Genomic DNA, 19,030 nt, shown 5'->3' on the forward strand with positions numbered 1-19,030 from the left:
CCAGCGCTCCATGAACATCCACGAATATCAGGCCAAGGAACTGCTCGCGAAGTACGGCATCGGCATCCCCGCCGGCCATGCGGCGCTGACCGTGGAGGAAGCCGTCGCGGGCGCGAAGCAGCTTCCCGGGCCGCTCTACGTGGTCAAGGCGCAGATTCATGCGGGCGGGCGCGGCAAGGGCACGTTCAAGGAACTGGAACAGGGCGCGAAGGGCGGCGTGCGCCTCGCCAAGTCGATCGAGGAGGTCGAGGCGAACGCGAAGGACATGCTCGGCAACACGCTCGTCACCGTGCAGACGGGCGATGCGGGCAAGCAGGTGAACCGGCTCTACGTCACCGACGGGGTCGACATCGCCTCCGAATACTACCTCTCGATGCTGGTCGACCGTGCCACCGGGCGCGTGGCGATGATCGTTTCGACCGAAGGCGGCATGGATATCGAGGCGGTCGCGCACGACACGCCGGAAAAGATCGCCACGATCGCGATCGACCCGGCGCAGGGCTTCATGCCGCACCACGGCCGCGCGGTGGCCTTCGCGCTCAAGCTGTCGGGCGATCTCGCCAAGCAGGCCCAGAAGCTCGCCAAGCAGCTCTACACCGCTTTCATGGATCTCGACTGCGCGATGCTCGAGATCAATCCGCTGGTCGAAACCGAGGATGGCAAGCTGCTGGTGCTCGACACCAAGATGAGCTTCGATTCGAACGCGCTCTACCGCCACCCCGACGTGCAGGCGCTGCGCGACGAGACCGAGGAAGACCCGGCCGAAGTCGAGGCGAGCGAATACGATCTCGCCTACATCAAGCTCGACGGCACGATCGGCTGCATGGTCAACGGCGCCGGCCTCGCGATGGCGACGATGGACATCATCAAGCTGAACGGCGCGTTCCCGGCGAACTTCCTCGATGTGGGCGGCGGCGCGAGCCGCGAGAAGGTGACCGCGGCGTTCAAGATCATCCTCAAGGATCCGGCGGTCGAGGGCATCCTCGTCAACATCTTCGGCGGGATCATGAAATGCGATGTGATCGCCGACGGCATCGTTTCGGCGGCGAAGGACGTGAACCTCTCGGTGCCGCTGGTCGTCCGGCTGGAGGGCACCAATGTCGAGAAGGGCAAGGAAATCCTCGCCAACTCGGGCCTACCGATCGTCGCCGCCGACGACCTGGGCGACGCGGCGAAGAAGATCGTCGCCGAAGTGAAGCAGGCGGCGTGATCGCCTAGGGCTGCGGGCGGCGCTGGAAGCGGAACACGAGTTCCTCGACCGCGTCGCCCTCGCCTTTCACCCGCACCGCGACCAGCAGCCCGTCTTCGCCGTCGCATTTGTAAGTGAGGCTGGAGAAATAAGCCACGCAAGGCTCGATCGAGAGCAGGCGGAAGCGGACCATCCCGTCCTTCTCCTCCCACCCGGTCAGATCGGGATCGAAGTGCTTGAGCTTGAGCACGAGGCTGCCCTCTTCCTCGGCCATGTACATGTGCTCGGTGAACATCAGCCCGCCTTCGGGCTTCTCCTGCACGAACAGCCCGACCATCGTGTCGCCAGACGGCGGCAGCCAAACCTCGGCCGCCTCTGCACCGTCGATCCCCGTGCCGACCCAGTCGCCGATGAGCCACGCCGCGTCTGCGATCGACGCGGGCGGCGGCACGTGTCCTTCCGGCGCGACGCGGGTTTCCTGCCCGGCAAGCGGGGCGGCCAGCAACGCGGCCAGCGTGACAATCGCACATCGAAGCATGAATGAACTCTCCTTCATGCGACCAAAGCCGAAATACCCCCACGGCGATGCCGCGTAAAGCGATCGAGGCTTGACCCGGAGAGTGCGGAACGCGAGGGATGGCGCGCAGTTTTGACCATGAGAGCGAGTCCCCTTCACTTGACGTTTACGTAAACGCGAGTTAGGCGGACGCCGCGCAATTCGAGAGGAAGGACCACCCATGAAGATCCTCGTCCCCGTCAAGCGGGTGATCGACTACAACGTGAAGCCCCGCGTCAAGGCGGACGGCTCCGGCGTCGATCTCGCCAACGTGAAGATGAGCATGAACCCGTTCGACGAGATCGCGGTCGAGGAAGCGCTGCGGATCAAGGAAGCGGGCAAGGCCGAGGAAGTGATCGCGGTCAGCGTGGGTCCGGCCAAGGCGACCGAAACGCTGCGCACCGCGCTCGCAATGGGCGCCGATCGCGCGATCCTGGTGCAGTCGGACGACGAAGTGGAGCCGCTCGCGGTCGCGAAGATCCTCAAGGCGATCTACGACGAGGAGCAGCCGGGCCTGGTGATCCTCGGCAAGCAGGCGATCGACGACGATTCGAACCAGGCCGGCCAGATGCTCGCCGCGCTCACCGGGCGCCCGCAGGGCACTTTCGCCAACACCGTCGAGCTCGACGGCGAGAGCGTGACGGTGAAGCGCGAGATCGACGGCGGGCTCGAGACGGTGAAGCTCACGCTGCCCGCGATCGTCACCACCGATCTGCGCCTGAACGAGCCGCGTTACGCCAGCCTGCCGAACATCATGAAGGCCAAGTCCAAGCCGCTCGATACCAAGAGCCCGGCGGACTACGGCGTCGACACCGCGCCGCGCCTGAAAACCACCAAGGTCGCCGAGCCGCCGGTGCGCCAGGCGGGCGTGAAGGTCGCCGACGTCGACGAACTGGTCGCCAAGATCAAGGCGCTCGGGATCGCCTGAGCCCTCACCGCAAGCACGAATCTACAAGGACACAGCCATGAAAACCCTGGTTCTGGTCGAACACGACAACGCTTCGGTGAAGGACGCCACGCTGAGCGCTGTCACCGCCGCTTCCAAGCTCGGCGAAGTGCACCTGCTGGTGGCCGGTAGCGGCTGCGCGGCGGTCGCCGATGCGGCGGCGAAGATCGAAGGCGTCGGCAAGGTCCACCTGGCCGACGATGCCGCCTACGAGCACCAGCTGGCCGAGAACGTCGCGCCGCTTGCCGCCAAGCTGATGGAGACGCACGACGCATTCCTGGCGCCTGCGACCACCACCGGCAAGAACGTCGCCCCGCGCGTTGCCGCGCTGCTCGACGTGATGCAGATCTCCGAGATCATGAGCGTGGAAGGCGACAAGACCTTCACCCGCCCGATCTACGCCGGCAACGCGATCGCCACGGTTGAATCGAGCGATGCGAAGCTGGTCGTCACCGTGCGCGGCACCGCGTTCGACAAGGCATCCGCCGAGGGCGGCAGCGGCACCGTGGAGGCCGTCTCGGGCGACGGCGATGCGGGCATCTCCAGCTTCGTCGGGCAGGAACTCGCCAAGAGCGAGCGCCCCGAACTGACCAGCGCCAAGGTTATCGTCTCGGGCGGGCGGGCGCTCAAGGACGCCGACACTTTCCAGGAATACATCATGCCGCTCGCCGACAAGCTCGGCGCGGGCGTCGGCGCGAGCCGCGCGGCGGTGGACGCGGGCTACGTGCCCAACGACTTCCAGGTCGGCCAGACGGGCAAGATCGTCGCCCCCGAAGTGTACATCGCGATCGGCATTTCCGGCGCGATCCAGCACCTCGCCGGCATGAAGGATTCCAAGACCATCATCGCCATCAACAAGGACGAGGACGCCCCGATCTTCCAGGTCGCGGACGTCGGCCTGGTGGGCGACCTGTTCAAGGTCGTGCCGGAGCTGACCGAGAAGCTGTAATACCCTCAGTTTACAGGCGAGTGCACGGCCGATACTCTCGAGTTGGGGGGTATCGGCGTGCGGGTCTGGACAATCCTGACAGTGAGTGCGTTTGCAGCGCAGGCGCAATATGTTGCAGCGGCAGACGATGCCATCGCGCTCAAGGCAAGTTCGCCGTGGAATTTGAGTTACGACGAACAAGGTTGTGCTCTGGCGCGAAAGTTCGGCGATGGCGATCGCGCGGTGATTTCGCGTTTCAGCAAGTACGAGCCGAGCACAAGCATGGAGATCGTGCTTCTCGGCAAGATCCTCGAACCTGAAGGCTACTCGTTCGAAGCGGCGTTTATGCCCGGCGACGAACCTTACAAGCATGAAAATGCGATGTACGGCAAAGGGGATGCAGGTACGAGCTGGCAATTCACAACGGGGCTTATCCCACACGAAGAATTCGACGAATTGATCGAGACGAAACCGGTCGATCGACATCTGATGGCTCGCCGAGAAGAAGAGCGTGCTGCACAAGTCACACAGCTCACGATAACGAAGGGTATCGGCGAGCCGGTTACGCTGGAACTGGGGGACATGGCGAAGCCGATGGCGGCCATGGACACCTGCATCGACGATTTGATCGCCAGTTGGGGTTTCGACCCTCAGGTTCAGCGAAACCTGAGCCAGCCGCCCGAACCGATCAACCGGCCAGACCGCTGGATACGCCCGATAGACTACCCCAGAAACGCCATGCGCAACGGCATTTCAGGCCAAGTTCGCTTCCGCCTGAATATAAGCGCCGACGGGGATGTCACGGACTGCACGATTCAAAGCGCCATGTCCGATTTCTCATTTCAAGAAACGACATGCAGGCTGGTTACGGAACGGGCCAAATTCACACCCGGCCTCGATCAGACGGGGCAGCCGGTCGCATCGTTCTGGGCGAGTACCGTCGCCTTTGTAGCCGCAAGGTAGGTTCGGCCTCAAAGTATGTGAACGAGCGCATGTATCGTCACGCCGACCAGCCCGCCGACCAGCGTGCCGTTGATACGGATGAACTGGAGATCGCGGCCGACGGCGTTTTCGAGGCGGTCGGTGATCGTGCGCGCGTCCCACCGGCGTACGGTCTCTGACACGAGCTGCACGATCTGCCCGCCGTAGCGCGTCGCCACGCCCACCGCGGTGCGGCGCGCGAAACGGTTGACTTGCATTTGGAGCCGCGGATCGCCCTGCAGCGCGGCGCCGAGCTCGGCCAGCGTGCTGCCGAACCAGCCGTCCATCGTCGAATCGGGATCGCGCGCCATCGCGATCAGCGCGGTGCGCATCCGCTCCCACACGCCCTGCCACCAGTCGGCGACAGCGGGATTGTCGAGCAGCTCGCGCTTCATCCGCTCCACCTTCTCGCGCATCTCGGAATCGTGCTGGAGATCGTGGACCAGCTTTTCCAAGCCCTCCTCGATCTTGCCGCGCAGCGGATGGTTCGGGTCCACCAGCACTTCGGCGAGCAGCTTGTAGAGCCCGTCCAGCACCGAATTGGCGAGCCGCTCGTCGAGCCCCGTCCAGCGAAGCAACGCGTTGGCGCGTTCGTGGATCATCGCGCGGACCATTGCCTCGTTGTCCTCGAGCGTCAGGCCCGCCCAGCGCACGATCGCATCGAGCAGCGGCAGGTGCCGCTTGTCGGCGATCGCGGCACCGAGCATCTGCCCGAGCAGCGGTGCGACCTCGAGCTTGTCGAGCTGATGCTTGAGCCCGGCGCGCACCTGCCCGCCCAGCCTCTCTGGATCGAGCGATTCGAGCGCGCCGGCGAACAGCTCCGCCGCACCCGCACCGATCCGCGATTGCGCGCCGCCCGGGCCCGCCGCCGGCGGCTTGACCAAGAAATCGCCCATCGCGCGCGCGAGATTCATCGCCTGCATCCGCCGCGCGACCACCGCCGGGGTGAGGAAGTTGTCGCGCAGGAACTGCGCCATCGTGTCCGCGATGCGATCCTTGTTCTCGGGAATGATCGCGGTGTGCGGGATCGGCACGCCGAGCGGGTGACGGAAGAGCGCGGTGACCGCGAACCAGTCTGCCAGCCCGCCGACCATCGCCGCTTCGGCGAAGGCATGAACGTAGCCCCAGGCCGGGTGCACACCGAGATACTGGCGCGAGAACAGGAACACGGCCGCCATCAGCACCAGCATCGCGGTGGCGGTCAGGCGCATGCGGCGCGCACGATCGGGTGGGAGCGGGGCGCGCCTCATCATGGGGAAACGCGCGGGCGGCGGCTGGGTTTCGCCGCTCACTCGGCCGGCTGCGGCCCCGGCGGTGTGCGGGGGTCCGCCTCGTCCGGGCGGTAGGTCAGCAACCGCGAGCGCAACCACGGGCCGAGGCGCTTCTCGAATCCGTCGGCCAGACTGAAGCCCGCCGGCACGATGAGCAGGGTGAGCAGCGTCGACATGATCAACCCGCCGATCACGACCGTGCCCATCGGCGCGCGCCAGGCGCCGTCGCCCGAAAGCGAGAGCGAGACGGGGACCATGCCCGCGGTCATCGCGACCGTGGTCATCACGATCGGCTGCGCGCGCTTGTGGCCTGCGTCGAGAATCGCATCGAGCTTGCGCGTGCCCTTGTCCATCTCCTCCAGCGCGAAGTCGATCAGCAGGATCGAATTCTTCGACACGATGCCGAGCAGCAGCAGGATGCCGATATAGACCGGCATCGACTGGGGCTGGCCGACCAGCCAGACGAGGAAGATGCCGCCCAAGGGCGCGAGCGCGAGCGAGGTCATGTTGACCAGCGGGCTCATCACCCGCTTGTAGAGCAGCACGAGCACCGCGAAGACCAGCAGGATGCCCGAGATCACCGCGATCGTCAGGCTGCCCATCATCTCCTGCTGCCACTCGTCCTCGCCCACGAGATCGCGGATCACGCCCTGCGGCAGATCCCGCAGCACGGGCAGCGCGTTGATCTGCGCATCGGCCTCGCCCTTCACCACGCCTTCGGCGAGGTCGGCGCCGACCAGCACGCGGCGGTTCTGGTTGTAGCGTTGGATCGTGGTCGGCCCGGAACCGAAGCTGATGTCGGCCACGCGCGAGAGCGGCACGGTGCCGCCGGTGCGCGTGGGCACGGGCAGGTTCTCGATCGTGCTCATATCCTCGCGCGACTGCTCGGGCAGCTTGACGCGGATCGGAATCTGGCGATCGGAGAGCGAGAACTTGGCCGCGTTCTGCTCGATCTCGCCGAGCGTGGCGATGCGGATCGTCTGGCTCAACGCGGCGGTCGTGACGCCCAGTTCGGCGGCAAGGTCCGCACGCGGCTGGATAATGATTTCGGGCCGGTTGATATCCGCGCTGATCCGCGGCGCGACGAGCGTGTTCAGCCCCTTCATCTGCTCGACCAGCTGCGCGGCAGTTTCCTCCAGCAGCTCTGGATCGGATCCCGCGAGCATGACGGTGATGTCGCGCCCGCTGCCGAATCCGCCGCCCTGAGACTGGAAGCGGACGCGCGCATCGGGAATTTGGGAGAGCTGCGGCGCCAGCGCGCGTTCGAACTCGACCGAGGTCCGTTCGCGATCGGGCTTGAGCGTGATGTAGATCGAGGCGTTGCCTACCCGTACGCGCTCGAGCGCGCGCAGGACTTCGGGCTGCTGGTAAAGGATCTGGGCGACGTTGTCCGCGACCCGTTCGGTCGTTTCGAGCGTGGTGCCCGGCACCATCTCGATCTCGATCTGGCTGTTGTCGCTATCAATATCGGGCTGGAACTGCGGCGGCACGTTCATGAACAGCAGCACGGTGAGGATGAGCGCGAAATAGCCGGTCATCATCATCCACACGCGGTGATCGTAGAAGCGCGCCTCGAGCCAGCGCCAGCTGTCGCGCAGGTGACCGCGCCAGGGCAGGCCCATCAGCTTGAGCGCGAGCCACCCTGCGCCGAGCCCGATCGCCACGACGACACCGAGTTCGAGGATTTCGAGCGGCTTGAGCACGAGGAAGTGCAGCGTGCCTTCGCCGCTGGGAACCAGCGCTCCGGCCAGCGTCTCGGGCATGCTCAGCGCCTGCAGCGCATTGTAGGCCGCGAACACGACCACGAACGGGACCATGATCAGCACCAGCACCGTGACCAGGAACGCGAGCATGTAGAGGAAGCGGTTGCGCGGACCCGGTAGGCCTTCGCGCCGCGCATACATCTTGCCGCGATCGAGCGACCAGCCGAGCACGCGCATGTAGCGGTCCATCCACTTGCCCTCGCCGTGCGCAGCTTCGCCATGCGCCTGGAGGAAATAGGCGGCGAGCATCGGCGTGATCATGCGCGCGACGGCAAGGCTCATCAGCACCGCGACGACCACCGTGATGCCGAAATTCTTGAAGAACTGGCCCGAGATGCCCGGCATCAGGCCCACGGGCAGGAACACCGCGACGATGCAAAAACTGGTCGCGACAACCGGCAGGCCGATCTCGTCCGCCGCGTCGATCGATGCCTGATAGGCCGATTTGCCCATGCGCATGTGGCGCACGATGTTCTCGATCTCCACGATCGCGTCGTCGACCAGCACACCCGCGACGAGCCCCAGGGCGAGCAATGAGAGCGAGTTCAAATTGAACCCGAGCAGGTCCATGAACCAGAAGGTCGGGATCGCCGACAGCGGGATGGCGATCGCGGAGATCACCGTCGCACGCCAATCGCGCAAGAAGAAGAACACCACCACGACCGCGAGGATGGCGCCTTCGATCATAGCGGCCATCGAGCTTTCGTACTGTTCCTTGGTGTAGCGCACGCGATCGGTGAGTTGGATGATCTCGACGCCGGGATTGTCGGCCTCGATCGCCGCGATCTCTTCCAGCGCGTTGTCGAACACGGTGACGTCCGACGCGCCCTTCGCGCGCGACATCGCGAAGTTGACCACTTCCTTGTCGCGCACCTTGCTGATCGAGGTCCGCTCGCTGTTGCCGTCGCGCACCGTGGCGACGTCGGACAGGCGCACGGTGCGCCCGTCGCCGAGCTGGATCAGCCGCTGCGACAGCTCGTAGGCGGTTTCGGTGCTGCCGAGCACGCGAACCGACTGGCGCGTGCCGCCGACTTCGGCCGCGCCGCCGGCGGCATCGATGTTCGACTGGCGCAGCACGCCGTTGATCTGGCTGGCGGTGACGCCGAACGCCTGCATGCGTTCGGGATTGATGATCACCTCGATCTCGCGATCGACGCCGCCGAACCGGTCGATCTCGGCCATGCCCTCGACCGAGAGCAGCCGCTTGGCCACCGTATCGTCGATGAACCAGCTCAACTGCTCGATCGTCATATCGTCGGCTTCGACTGCGAAGATGCCGAGGAAGCCGCCCGATACGTCGATCTTCGAAACCTGCGGCTCGATGATCCCGTCGGGCAAGCTGCCACGGATCTGGTCGATCGCGTTCTTGACCTCGACCGTGGCGTCGTTCGGATCGATCCCGATCTCGAACTCGACCATCGTGGTCGAGCTGCCTTCGCTTGCCGTCGAATTGATCGACTTGACGCCGTTGATCGAGCGCACCGCGGCCTCGACCCGCTGGGTGATCTGGTTCTCGATCTCGGTCGGCGCCGCGCCGGGCTGCGAGATCGAGACGTTGACTGCGGGGAACTCGACTTCGGGTTGGTCGACCACGTCCATCCGCATGAACGACAGCAGCCCTGCGAACAGCAGCGCGGTGAAGAACACCAGCGGAATGACCGGGTTGCGGATCGACCAGGCGGAGATGTTGCGGAAGTTCATCGCGTTCAGTTCCCGTCCGCCGAGACCTTCTGCGGCTTGACCGTCTCGCCTTCCGTCAGGAAGCCGCCCGCGCGCAGCACGACCTGCTCGCTACCGTCGAGACCGCTGACGATCGCGATGCCGCTCGCGGTGACGATGCCGGTGCGCACCCCGCGCCGCTGCGCCTTGTTCTCGCCATCGATCACATAGACGAAGCTGCCCTCGTCATCCGACAGGATCGCCGATTCGGGCAGCATCGGCGCTACGATGGTGCCGCTGGCGATCGTTGCGCTGGCAAAACCGCCGGGGCGCAGGCCGGGCTGGTAGGACAGCGCGATACGGGCGGTGCCCTGGCGGTTGCCTTCGTCGATCATCGGGGCAAGCTGCCAGATCTGGCCGGTGAAGCTGGTGTCGGTGCCGACCGGGGTGACCGTCGCCTTGGTCCCGACCGAAAGCTTGGCGAGGTCGGCTTCGCTGACCTTGGCCATCATTTCCATCTGTCCGCCCTGCGCGATCATGAACAGCGGCTCGCCGCCGCCGCCGACGGTTTGCCCCGGTTCGACATTGCGCTGGAGCACGAGGCCCGAGGCGGGCGCGTAGATATTGAGCCGTGCGGTCCGCTCCTGCAGTTCTCCCAACTGGGCGCGGGCGACCTGCACGCGCGCACGCGCGGCGTCGCGCGTCGCGGTCAGGCGATCGACCTCGGCCTTCGAGATGAACCCGCGATCGACCAGTTGCAACGCACGGTCGAGGTTCGCCTGCGCGAGTTCGGCGTCGGCCTGCGCTACCTGGATATTGGCGCGCGCGCTGGCGGCCTGCTGCACCTGCACGCCGCGGTCGACCACCACGAGCACCTGACCGCGGTCGACCCAGTCGCCGGCGTCGACCGGCACCGAAACGACGCGTCCGCCCTCGCCGACCGATCCCACCGGCAGCGGCCGGCGCGCGGCGAGCGTGCCCGAAGCGTCTATCTCGCCCGCGATCGTCGTCCGCCCGGGGGTCACGACCGAGATGACCGGCAATTGCGACTGATCGTCGCCCGCGCCGACCGCGCCGTCATCGTTCCCGCGCGCCACGAAGAACGCCACGCCGGCGAGCACGACGAAAGCGACCAGCGCGATCACGATCCAGCGCCGGCGGCGCGATGCACGCACTTCGCTGTCGTCGCTCAGGTCGGCGGGATAGCCCTCGGCCGATTCCGCCGTCACCGAAGTTTCGTAGTTCATCGCACTCTCAGTCTGCAGAAAACCGAAGTGTGTTACCCCCGTAACTCACTCGTGGCAATAGTCCGATTTTCCTTAAACCGGGCCGTGGCGTGCGGCAACTTGCCGTTCGACCGATGCCATATGCGCCCGACGAATGACCGGCGCACGCGAAAAGGGCGGACACGGCCTGCGCCGCGCCCGCCCTTTCGGCTGATTCAGCCTGAATGCGACCTTAGCGGACGCGCCCGCGCTGAACCAGATTGACGATCGCCAGCAGCACGATGGCCCCGACGAGCGCGATGATCAGACCGGTGAGCGAGAACGCCTGCACCGTGCCTTGCACGCCGAACAGCGGTCCGGCGAGCGCGTTGCCGATCAGCGAACCGATACAGCCGACCACGACATTCCAGAAAATGCCCATCGAGGCATCGCGATTCATTACCAGGCTTGCCAGCCAGCCGGCGATGCCACCGACGATGATTGCGATAATCCAGCCCATATGAACTCCTCCTGTTTGCAAAGCCTTGTACCGCCCTAAACTGCGGGCAAGGCCAAGCGGTTCCCCGGCTTTCTACGAGCCGTGCGACAAGGATACGCCAAACGCGCGCGCGCCGCCAGCGGCGCACGGTAGGGCGGGGGATAAATCGGAGGTGTTCAGTACTTTAGCTGGCGCTCGTAGAGATCGCGGTAATGCTGGATGCGGGTGACGCGCAGGCCCTGCATCCCCGAACGGTCGACCGCGCGCTGCCACGAGGCGAATTCTTCCAGCGTGAGGCCATAGCGGTCGAGCACTTCGTCGATCGTCAACAGCCCGCCGTTGACCGCGGCCACGACTTCGGCCTTGCGGCGCACGACCCAGCGTTTGGTGTTGCGAGGCGGCAGATCCTCGATCGTGAGCGGCTCACCGAGCGGGCCGATCACGTGGTCGGGGCGGATTTTCTGGTTTTCGATCATCACGTTTCTCGGCTCGCCATTGCCACGTCACTTGCGGCGGGAAAGACCATGCCCCTGAGGCCTTTGCCATGGCTTAAATCATCAGGGTTAACGAGGAGTTGGCTTCGCTCCGGATAACCCTCGCCGCTGGTGCCGAAGCGATCGAAATTTCCCGCCGGATGCTTCGCGGCATGCGACAGCGCGCGGCGCAGTTCATGCCCCGCGGCGAGGCGCGCGACGAGGTCCGGCCAGGCCGGTACCCGCAACGCGGCGTCTTCGCCCGTCGAATCGCCCAGGGATCCGGTGGAGGCGGGAACGATCTGCCCTTCGAACATGGCCCCGTCCTACACCCGGCTTGGTCAACATCGGGTAAAGGCCGCGCGCGACACGCGGGTTTATGGATCGCGTGCCTGCGTGTATGGGCGCGCGGATGAACGCCCCCGCCCGCCTTTCCCCCCCCTCCGACGCCGCAGCGCTGTTCGACCTGCCGCGCCCGGCAGGCGAATGCCGGATCGTAGTCGCGATGTCGGGCGGGGTCGATTCGTCGGTCGTCGCCGCGCTCGCCGCGCAGACCGGGGCCGAAACGATCGGCGTCACTCTCCAGCTCTACGATTACGGCGCGGCGACCGGGCGCAAGGGCGCGTGCTGCGCGGGCGACGACATCGCCGATGCGCGCAGCGTCGCCGACCGGCTCGGCATCGCGCACTACGTGTTCGACCACGAGAGCGCGTTCCGCGAGGACGTGGTCGAAACCTTCGCCGACGATTACCTCGCCGGGCGTACCCCGGTGCCGTGCATCCGCTGCAACATGGGGCCCAAGTTCACCGACCTGTTCCGCATGGCGCGCGAACTGGGCGCGGATTGCCTCGCCACGGGGCATTACGTGCGGCGCGTGGCGGGCGCGGTAAGCCCAGAGCTTCATCGAGCGCACGATCCGGCGCGCGACCAGTCGTATTTCCTCTACGCGACGACGGAGGACCAGCTCGCCTATTTGCGCTTTCCGCTGGGCGGTCTGCCCAAGAGCGAGGTCCGCCGGCTGGCCGAAGACGCGGGCCTGCGCAACGCGGCCAAGCCCGATAGCCAGGATATCTGCTTCGTGCCCGACGGCGACTACGCGAAAATCGTGAAGGCGCTGCGCCCCACGGGCGGCGAGCCCGGCCCGATCGTTCATGCCGAAAGCGGCGAGACGCTGGGGCGGCACAAGGGCATTGTCCATTACACCGTGGGCCAGCGCAAAGGGCTGGAGATCGGCGGGCAGGCCGAGCCGCTCTATGTGGTCGGGATCGATGCGGAGAACCGCAGCGTGCGAGTCGGCCCGCGCCGGATGCTCGGCGTAACGGCAGCGCGGATCATCGAGACCAATCGCATCGGCCCGCTGCCCGATACGCCGCTGACCGCCAAGGTCCGCAGTCTCGCCCGGCCGGTCCCGGTCACGCTGGAAGGGCCGCTGGGCGACGGCGCGGCGTGCACAATCCGCTTCGCCGAGCCCGAATACGGCGTCGCGCCGGGGCAGGCGGCGGTGATCTACGCGGGCGAGCGGGTGGTCGGCGGCGGGTGGATCGATTCGACCGAAGGCGTGGCCGATCAGCCGGCCCACGGCTCCAGCACGCAGCCATAACCATCGCGCAGGGTCGCGGTCTCGCTGGCGAGCAGCGGGAAGCGCGCGGTGACGCTCTTCGCCTCGACATCCTCGCTCAGCGTGACGAGTTCCATGCCGGCGAGCTTGTCCTTCTCGCAATCTTCCAGGCTGCGCCCGGCGACGAAGCGGCACGAGCAGGCGACGCGCGCGGAATAGGCTGCGGCGATGCCCGAATAGCCGCCGATCGGCGCGCGATAGTGCCACGCCGTTCCCGCCACGATCAGCGCCAGCAGCAAAACGAACAGCGGCCAGCGCCGCCGCCGGGCCGGTCCTGTACGCCTGGAAGTTTTAGCCATTGCCAAGCCCGGGTTGCTGCGCGAGGGATTGCCGCATGCGCCTGCGGCCTGCCCCCCTTATCGCTTGCCTCGCCCTGCTGCCAACCCTCGTTTCGTGCAGCGATGCTCCACCGCCGCCCGAACCGCTGACGCAGGAAGCGATCGACGCGGTGGCCGAGGAACCCGGCGCGCCGCCCGAGCAGCTCGCGCGCCAGATCGACGATCTGTTCACGAAGGACGGGCTCGGCGAGACGCGCGCGCTGGTGGTGATGCACGGAGGCACGATCGCCGCCGAGCGCTACGCGCCGGGATACGATGCCGAGACGCGCTTCGTCAGTTGGTCGATGGCCAAGACGATGACCGCGGTAATGATCGGCATGCTGGTCGCGGACGGTCGGCTCGCGCTCGACGAATCGCCGCCGATCCCGCGCTGGCAGCGGCCCGGCGACCCGCGCGGCGAGATCACGCTGCGCCAGCTCCTCCAGATGCGCAGCGGGCTGCGCCACACCGAGGCCGGCGATCCCCCCTACGAATCGTCCGAGGTGCGCATGCTGTTCCTCGACGGGCGCGACGACATGGCCGACTGGGCCGAGAGCCAGCCGCTCGAGGCCGAGCCGGGGCGCGAATTCGAGTATTCCTCCGCCACCAGCGTGATCCTCGCCGATATCGCCGCGCGGGTGCTCTCGCGCAGCGACGATCCCGAAGCGCGGCGGCGCGCGGTGGCGGACTATCTCGACACGCGGCTGTTCACCCCGCTGGCGATGGAATCGATGGTCCCCGAATTCGACGCGAGCGGCACGCTGATCGGCGGCAGCCTGATCCACGGCAACGCGCGCGACTGGGCGCGCTTCGGCGATTTCCTGCGCAACAAAGGCTCGTATCGCGGCAGTCAGCTGGTCCCGCGCAAGTGGGTCGAGCTGATGACTGCGCCGAGCCCCAGGCAGGAGAACTACGGCTTGCAGACCTGGCTCAATCGCCCGGTTCCCGGCGAGGACACCAGCCCGCTGTTTCCCGGGCGCGCGCCGCGCTCGATGTTCGCCGCGATCGGCCACATGGGGCAGTATATCCTCGTCTCGCCCGAGCAGAAGCTGACCGTGGTCCGCCTCGGCCATTCGGACGCCGAGCAGCGCCCGCCGATGCTGCAGGAGCTGGCCGATATAATGGAACTCTACCCCGCGACGTAGAACGTCCCCTCCACCACCGTGACGCAAGGGCCGCCGAGCCATGCGCGGTCGCCGTCGAGCCGGCAGGCGAGATCGCCGCCGCGGCGCGAGGCCTGATGCGCGGTGAAGCTGCCACGCCCGAGCCGCGCGGCCCAGAACGGGGTGAGCGCGGCGTGGGCCGAGCCGGTCACGCTGTCCTCGTCCACCCCGCCGCCCGGCACGAACACGCGGCTGACGACGTCGGTGGCATCCCCCGGCGCGGTGCAGATGAACTGGTCGTCCCCCAGCGCGCCGAGGCCGCGCAGGTCGGGATCGAGCGCGCGCACCGCCTCTTCGCTGTCGAACAGGTAGATTCCGTAGCGGTCGGGGCTGCGCCAGACCTCTTGCGGCTGCGCGCCGAGCAGACGGGTCGCCTCGGGCCAGTCCGACCGCTCGGTGGCGATCGCGGGCAGCGCCAGCTCGTAACCCGCGTCGCTGCGCCGCACCTCGAGCAGCCCCGCCCGGCGCGTGCGGAAGGTGACCCGCTCGCCATCGGTCAAGTCATTGGCCTGCCCGAGCAGCACATGGCCCGACGCGAGCGTCGCGTGGCCGCACAGGCGGATTTCCATCGCCGGGGTGAACCAGCGCAGTTCCCAATCCGCTTCGCCGCTTTCGTCGCGCACCACGAAGGCGGTTTCGGCGAACATGTTCTCCTCCGCGATTGCCTGGAGCGTCTCGTCGGGCAGCCATTCCTCCAGCGGCATCACCGCCGCCTGATTGCCCGCGAAGGGCCGCGCGGCGAAGGCGTCGACGTGCCAGTAGGGCAGTCTCATGGGCTTTCCCAGGATCATGGATAGAGCAGCGTGCTGGTCCACCCCGCGCCGTCCCGCGTGAACAAGCGGCGGTCGTGGAGGCGATTGGGCCGGTCGAGCCAGAACTCGATCCGCTCGGGCGCGAGCGTGAAGCCGGTCCAGTGCGGCGGACGCGGGACTTCGCCCGCGGCCTTGCACGCCTCGGCCAGCGCCTCGACCCGCGCGACGTAGGTGGCGCGCGCATCGAGCGGGCGCGACTGGTCGCTCGCCGCCGATCCGACCTGGCTGACGAAGGCGCGCGAGCGGAAGTAGGCGTCGGCCTCGTCCGCGCTCACTTCGGCCAGCGGCCCTTCGATCCGCACCTGCCGCCGCAGGCTCTTCCAGTGGAACAGCAGCGCGGCCTGCATGTTGGCGCGGATCTCGTCGCCCTTGCGGCTCTGGGCATTAGTGAAGAAGGTGAAGCCGTCCGCCCCGTGCCCCTTCAAGAGCACCATGCGCACCGACGGCGCGCCATCGGGGGTGGCGGTGGCGAGCGCCATCGCGTTGGCATCGTTGGGCTCGGCCGCGCGCGCCTCGGCGAACCACGCGTCGAACAGCGCCAGCGGATCCGATTCGGGCAACGCGGACCGCTCCTCGTTCATCGCTTGCACCCGAGACATGGACCACATGTTACACTGTCCTGGCGCAAAAAAGTTCGCGGCCCGCGAGCGCCGACGATCGGGCGAGCGGAAGCCGGGTGAAGGAGCGGAAAGCGCGTCATCGCGCCAGTCCTAACGTCCGCCGGACAGGTAGGAAAGCCATGCCCGCTTGCGCCCGCCCACTGCCTCACCTAGCTAACACGCCATGGCCGATCCCTATGCAACGCTGGGTGTCTCTCGCAGTGCGAGCGAGAAGGATATCAAGAGCGCCTATCGCAAGCTGGCGAAAGAGCTGCATCCGGATCGCAACAAGGACAATCCCAAGGCGGCCGAGCGGTTCAGCCAGGTGACGCAGGCCTACGACCTGCTGTCCGACACGGCCAAGCGCGCGCAATTCGACCGGGGCGAAATCGACGGCGACGGCAACCCGGCCAATCCGTTCGCCGGCATGGGCGGCGGCGGCTTCGGCGGCGGCAGGCCGGGTGGTGGTGGTGGCCAGCGCGGCTTCCGGGCGGAGGATTTCCAGGGCTTCCAGCAGGACGGTGCGGACCTCGGCGATATCTTCGAAGGGCTGTTCGGCGGCGGTGGCGGACGGCGCGCGGGCGGCTTTGGCGGCGGCGGCGGGTTCGGCCAGCAGCGCCGCCCCCCGCCCCCGCCGCGAAAAGGCGCCGACATCGGCTATCGCCTGCGCGTGCCCTTCGCCGATGCTGCCGCGCGCAAGGATCAGCGGATCACGCTCGCCGACGGCAAGACGATCGACCTCAAGCTGCCCGCGGGCGTCGAGGACGGCACGCAGATGCGCCTCAAGGGCAAGGGCGAGCAGGGGCCCGGCGGAACGGGAGACGGGCTGGTCACGATCGCGGTCGATCGCCACAAGTTCTTTCGCCGCGACGGCGACGACGTGCGGCTCGACCTGCCGATCACGCTGACCGAAGCGGTCGAGGGCGCGAAAGTGCGCTGCCCCACGGTGGATGGCACGGTGATGCTGACGATCCGGCCCGGCACCAGCGGGGGCACCACGATGCGGCTGAAGGGCAAGGGCTTTTCGGCGAAGTCGGGCACGCGCGGCGACCAGCTCGTCACGCTCGAGATCGCCTTGCCCGGCGACGTGTCGGAACTGGCCAAGCGGCTCGAAGGTTGGCAGGACACCGGCAATCCGCGCGCCGATCTGGGGGTCTGATCGCCCTCGCTGCATAACGGTCCCATGAGCGAAGACATCCTGCCAGCTCCTGAAGAGCGCGTCGTCCACACGCTGTCGCCCGAAGAGCGGCGCAAGGATGCGATCGCCGCGCGCCACGGGCTGCGCGGCGCGGTGGCCGAGCGGGTCGGGCCCGGCACGCGCGCCTTTTCGGTCGGCAAGCGCGTGCTTGTGGGTGCCTACAACGACGGGTTCATCCACGCGGGCAACCTCGCCTACATGGCGATGCTGGCGATCTTCCCCTTCTTCGTGCTGGGCGCGGCGATCTTTTCGATCCTGGGCGAAAACGGCGAGCGCGCGGCGACGATCGACGCAGTGCTGTCCGCATTGCCCCCGATCGTGGGCAACGTGATCGAGCCGGTCGCGCGCGAGGTCGTCCAGGCGCGCAACGGGCTGTTGCTGTGGGTCGGCGGCATCGTGGCGCTGTGGACCGTTTCCAGCCTGATCGAGACGATCCGCGACATCCTGCGCCGCGCCTACGGCACATCGGCGACGCAGGCGTTCTGGAAATACCGCCTGCTCTCGGCCGGCGTGATCGTTTCGGCGGTGGTGCTGCTCATGCTGTCGCTGATCGCGCAAGTGGCGATCGGCGCGGCACAGGAAGTCATCGACGCCTATTTTCCTTGGCTGTCGCACGTCATCGGGCAATTGCAGATCACGCGGCTGATCCCCGCCTTCGGGCTGTTCGGATCGCTCTACCTGCTGTTCCTGACGCTCGCGCCCAAGGCCTATCGCGACCGGCGCTATCCCAAATGGCCCGGTGCACTGGCGACCACGCTGTGGTGGGTCGCGGTGACCCTGGCGCTGCCGCCGGTGATCCGCAGCTTTTTCAGCTACGACGCGACCTACGGCAGCCTCGCGGGCATGATGATCGCGCTTTTCTTTTTCTACCTCGTGGGCCTAGGGGTGGTGATCGGCGCCGAACTCAACGCCGCCATGGCCGAGACTCCCGAGGAAGAGGAGAACCGCATCGGCCAGGCGGACGACCGGCGGCGGGCCGATGCGCGCCGCCGCGTGCAAGGCGACCAGGAAGCGGCCGAACAGGAAACGAAAGAGGAAACGGCATGAACGGGTTGATGGCTGGCAAGCGCGGGCTGATCATGGGCCTCGCGAACGACAAGTCGCTGGCCTGGGGCATCGCGAAGAAACTGCGCGAGGCGGGCGCTGAACTGGCGTTCACCTATCAGGGCGAGGCGCTGGCGAAGCGCGTGAAGCCGCTCGCCGAGCAGCTCGGCAGTGATTTCACCTTCGAGTGCGACGTTTCCGAAATGGCCGCGCTCGACAGCGCGTTCGCAACGTTGAAGAGCCGCTGGGAGACGATCGATTTCGTGGTCCACGCGATCGGCTTTTCGGACAAGAACGAGCTGCGCGGAAGATACGTCGACACCAGCCTCGACAACTTCCTGATGACGATGAACATCTCCGCCTATTCGCTGGTCGCCGTGACCAAGCGCGCGGCTGAGATGATGCCGAACGGCGGCTCGATCCTGACGCTGACCTACTACGGCGCGGAAAAGGTCATCCCGCACTACAATGTGATGGGCGTCGCCAAGGCGGCGCTGGAAACCAGCGTGCAGTATCTCGCCAACGATCTGGGGCCCGCGAACATCCGGGTGAACGCGATCAGCGCAGGGCCGATCAAGACGCTGGCGGCGAGTGGGATCGGCGATTTCCGCTACATCCTCAAGTGGAACGAGCTGAACTCGCCGCTGCGCCGCAACGTGACGATCGACGATGTCGGCGGATCGGGGCTCTATTTCCTGTCCGACCTGTCCTCCGGCGTGACCGGCGAGACGCATCACGTGGATGCGGGCTACCACGTGGTCGGCATGAAGCAGGAAGACGCGCCCGATATCGCGCTGGACACCTAAGGC

At 66.8% G+C, this 19,030-nt stretch carries 19 protein-coding genes; 9 read left to right on the forward strand and 10 right to left on the reverse strand.

Annotation, left to right across the window (positions count from 1 at the left end; translation table 11 throughout):
- Nucleotides 1-10: 10 nt before the first annotated feature.
- Nucleotides 11-1,210, forward strand: a complete 1,200-nt coding sequence (gene sucC, locus ACE3QC_RS08110) for an ADP-forming succinate--CoA ligase subunit beta (protein ID WP_374407078.1) — start codon at nucleotides 11-13, stop codon at nucleotides 1,208-1,210.
- Nucleotides 1,211-1,214: 4 nt separating this feature from the next.
- Here the strand turns inward: sucC and ACE3QC_RS08115 are convergent, their stop codons facing one another.
- Entirely contained in the window at nucleotides 1,215-1,727 is a 513-nt protein-coding gene (locus tag ACE3QC_RS08115; RefSeq protein ID WP_374407080.1) for a DUF6265 family protein, read from the reverse strand.
- Between the two features lie 199 nt (nucleotides 1,728-1,926).
- Here ACE3QC_RS08115 and ACE3QC_RS08120 point away from each other — a divergent pair, with 199 nt between their 5' ends.
- The 3 genes from ACE3QC_RS08120 to ACE3QC_RS08130 are packed head-to-tail and all read left to right on the forward strand — an operon-like array spanning nucleotide 1,927 to nucleotide 4,582.
- Nucleotides 1,927-2,673 (forward strand): electron transfer flavoprotein subunit beta/FixA family protein, encoded by a 747-nt coding sequence (locus ACE3QC_RS08120; protein WP_374407081.1) that lies wholly within the window; start codon nucleotides 1,927-1,929, stop codon nucleotides 2,671-2,673.
- 37 nt (nucleotides 2,674-2,710) lie between these two features.
- Nucleotides 2,711-3,640: an electron transfer flavoprotein subunit alpha/FixB family protein gene (locus ACE3QC_RS08125; protein ID WP_374407083.1), complete on the forward strand. Its 930-nt coding sequence runs from the start codon at nucleotides 2,711-2,713 to the stop codon at nucleotides 3,638-3,640.
- Nucleotides 3,641-3,697: 57 nt separating this feature from the next.
- Entirely contained in the window at nucleotides 3,698-4,582 is an 885-nt protein-coding gene (locus ACE3QC_RS08130; RefSeq protein WP_374407085.1) for an energy transducer TonB, read from the forward strand.
- 8 nt (nucleotides 4,583-4,590) lie between these two features.
- Here the strand turns inward: ACE3QC_RS08130 and ACE3QC_RS08135 are convergent, their stop codons facing one another.
- The 6 genes from ACE3QC_RS08135 to ACE3QC_RS08160 form a co-directional block, all read right to left on the reverse strand.
- Nucleotides 4,591-5,811: a DUF445 domain-containing protein gene (locus ACE3QC_RS08135; RefSeq protein ID WP_374407087.1), complete on the reverse strand. Its 1,221-nt coding sequence runs from the start codon at nucleotides 5,809-5,811 to the stop codon at nucleotides 4,591-4,593.
- Between the two features lie 77 nt (nucleotides 5,812-5,888).
- Nucleotides 5,889-9,335: an efflux RND transporter permease subunit gene (locus ACE3QC_RS08140; RefSeq protein WP_374407089.1), complete on the reverse strand. Its 3,447-nt coding sequence runs from the start codon at nucleotides 9,333-9,335 to the stop codon at nucleotides 5,889-5,891.
- Nucleotides 9,336-9,340: 5 nt separating this feature from the next.
- Nucleotides 9,341-10,540: an efflux RND transporter periplasmic adaptor subunit gene (locus ACE3QC_RS08145; protein WP_374407091.1), complete on the reverse strand. Its 1,200-nt coding sequence runs from the start codon at nucleotides 10,538-10,540 to the stop codon at nucleotides 9,341-9,343.
- Nucleotides 10,541-10,751: 211 nt separating this feature from the next.
- Complete coding sequence (locus ACE3QC_RS08150; protein ID WP_374407093.1) at nucleotides 10,752-11,018, reverse strand: GlsB/YeaQ/YmgE family stress response membrane protein; 267 nt, start codon at nucleotides 11,016-11,018, stop codon at nucleotides 10,752-10,754.
- Nucleotides 11,019-11,173: 155 nt separating this feature from the next.
- Complete coding sequence (locus ACE3QC_RS08155; protein WP_374408029.1) at nucleotides 11,174-11,473, reverse strand: DUF1153 domain-containing protein; 300 nt, start codon at nucleotides 11,471-11,473, stop codon at nucleotides 11,174-11,176.
- Nucleotides 11,473-11,787, reverse strand: a complete 315-nt coding sequence (locus ACE3QC_RS08160; protein WP_374407095.1) for a hypothetical protein — start codon at nucleotides 11,785-11,787, stop codon at nucleotides 11,473-11,475. Before ACE3QC_RS08160 ends, ACE3QC_RS08155 begins: the two co-directional genes overlap by 1 nt.
- Nucleotides 11,788-11,882: 95 nt before the next feature.
- Here ACE3QC_RS08160 and mnmA point away from each other — a divergent pair, with 95 nt between their 5' ends.
- Complete coding sequence (mnmA, locus tag ACE3QC_RS08165) at nucleotides 11,883-13,070, forward strand: tRNA 2-thiouridine(34) synthase MnmA (protein ID WP_374407097.1); 1,188 nt, start codon at nucleotides 11,883-11,885, stop codon at nucleotides 13,068-13,070.
- Here the strand turns inward: mnmA and ACE3QC_RS08170 are convergent.
- A complete protein-coding gene (locus ACE3QC_RS08170) occupies nucleotides 13,037-13,387 on the reverse strand; it encodes a hypothetical protein (RefSeq protein ID WP_374407099.1) in 351 nt (116 codons plus the stop codon). The genes mnmA and ACE3QC_RS08170 overlap by 34 nt on opposite strands.
- Nucleotides 13,388-13,422: 35 nt before the next feature.
- On the opposite strand from ACE3QC_RS08170, the gene ACE3QC_RS08175 reads away from it, so the two are divergent.
- Nucleotides 13,423-14,550, forward strand: a complete 1,128-nt coding sequence (locus tag ACE3QC_RS08175) for a serine hydrolase domain-containing protein (protein WP_374407101.1) — start codon at nucleotides 13,423-13,425, stop codon at nucleotides 14,548-14,550.
- Here the strand turns inward: ACE3QC_RS08175 and ACE3QC_RS08180 are convergent.
- Nucleotides 14,535-15,341, reverse strand: a complete 807-nt coding sequence (locus ACE3QC_RS08180) for a PhzF family phenazine biosynthesis protein (RefSeq protein WP_374407103.1) — start codon at nucleotides 15,339-15,341, stop codon at nucleotides 14,535-14,537. The two genes, ACE3QC_RS08175 and ACE3QC_RS08180, sit on opposite strands and share 16 nt — an antisense overlap.
- 14 nt (nucleotides 15,342-15,355) lie before the next feature.
- A complete protein-coding gene (pdxH, locus tag ACE3QC_RS08185; RefSeq protein ID WP_374407105.1) occupies nucleotides 15,356-15,988 on the reverse strand; it encodes a pyridoxamine 5'-phosphate oxidase in 633 nt (210 codons plus the stop codon).
- A 175-nt stretch (nucleotides 15,989-16,163) separates the two neighbouring features.
- On the opposite strand from pdxH, the gene ACE3QC_RS08190 reads away from it, so the two are divergent.
- Genes ACE3QC_RS08190 through fabI form a run of 3 tightly spaced genes read left to right on the forward strand, consistent with a single transcriptional unit; the run spans nucleotide 16,164 to nucleotide 19,027 of the window.
- Nucleotides 16,164-17,138, forward strand: coding sequence for a DnaJ C-terminal domain-containing protein (locus tag ACE3QC_RS08190; RefSeq protein WP_374407107.1), 975 nt, complete (start codon nucleotides 16,164-16,166; stop codon nucleotides 17,136-17,138).
- Nucleotides 17,139-17,162: 24 nt separating this feature from the next.
- Nucleotides 17,163-18,224 carry a YihY/virulence factor BrkB family protein gene (locus ACE3QC_RS08195; protein WP_374407109.1) on the forward strand — a complete coding sequence of 354 codons (1,062 nt, stop codon included), beginning with the start codon at nucleotides 17,163-17,165 and terminating at the stop codon, nucleotides 18,222-18,224.
- Complete coding sequence (gene fabI / locus ACE3QC_RS08200) at nucleotides 18,221-19,027, forward strand: enoyl-ACP reductase FabI (RefSeq protein WP_374407111.1); 807 nt, start codon at nucleotides 18,221-18,223, stop codon at nucleotides 19,025-19,027. Before ACE3QC_RS08195 ends, fabI begins: the two co-directional genes overlap by 4 nt.
- Nucleotides 19,028-19,030 lie beyond the last annotated feature (3 nt).

The sequence above is a fragment of the Pelagerythrobacter sp. genome, from assembly GCF_041912895.1.
In the GTDB taxonomy this organism is placed as follows: Bacteria; Pseudomonadota; Alphaproteobacteria; order Sphingomonadales; family Sphingomonadaceae; genus Pelagerythrobacter.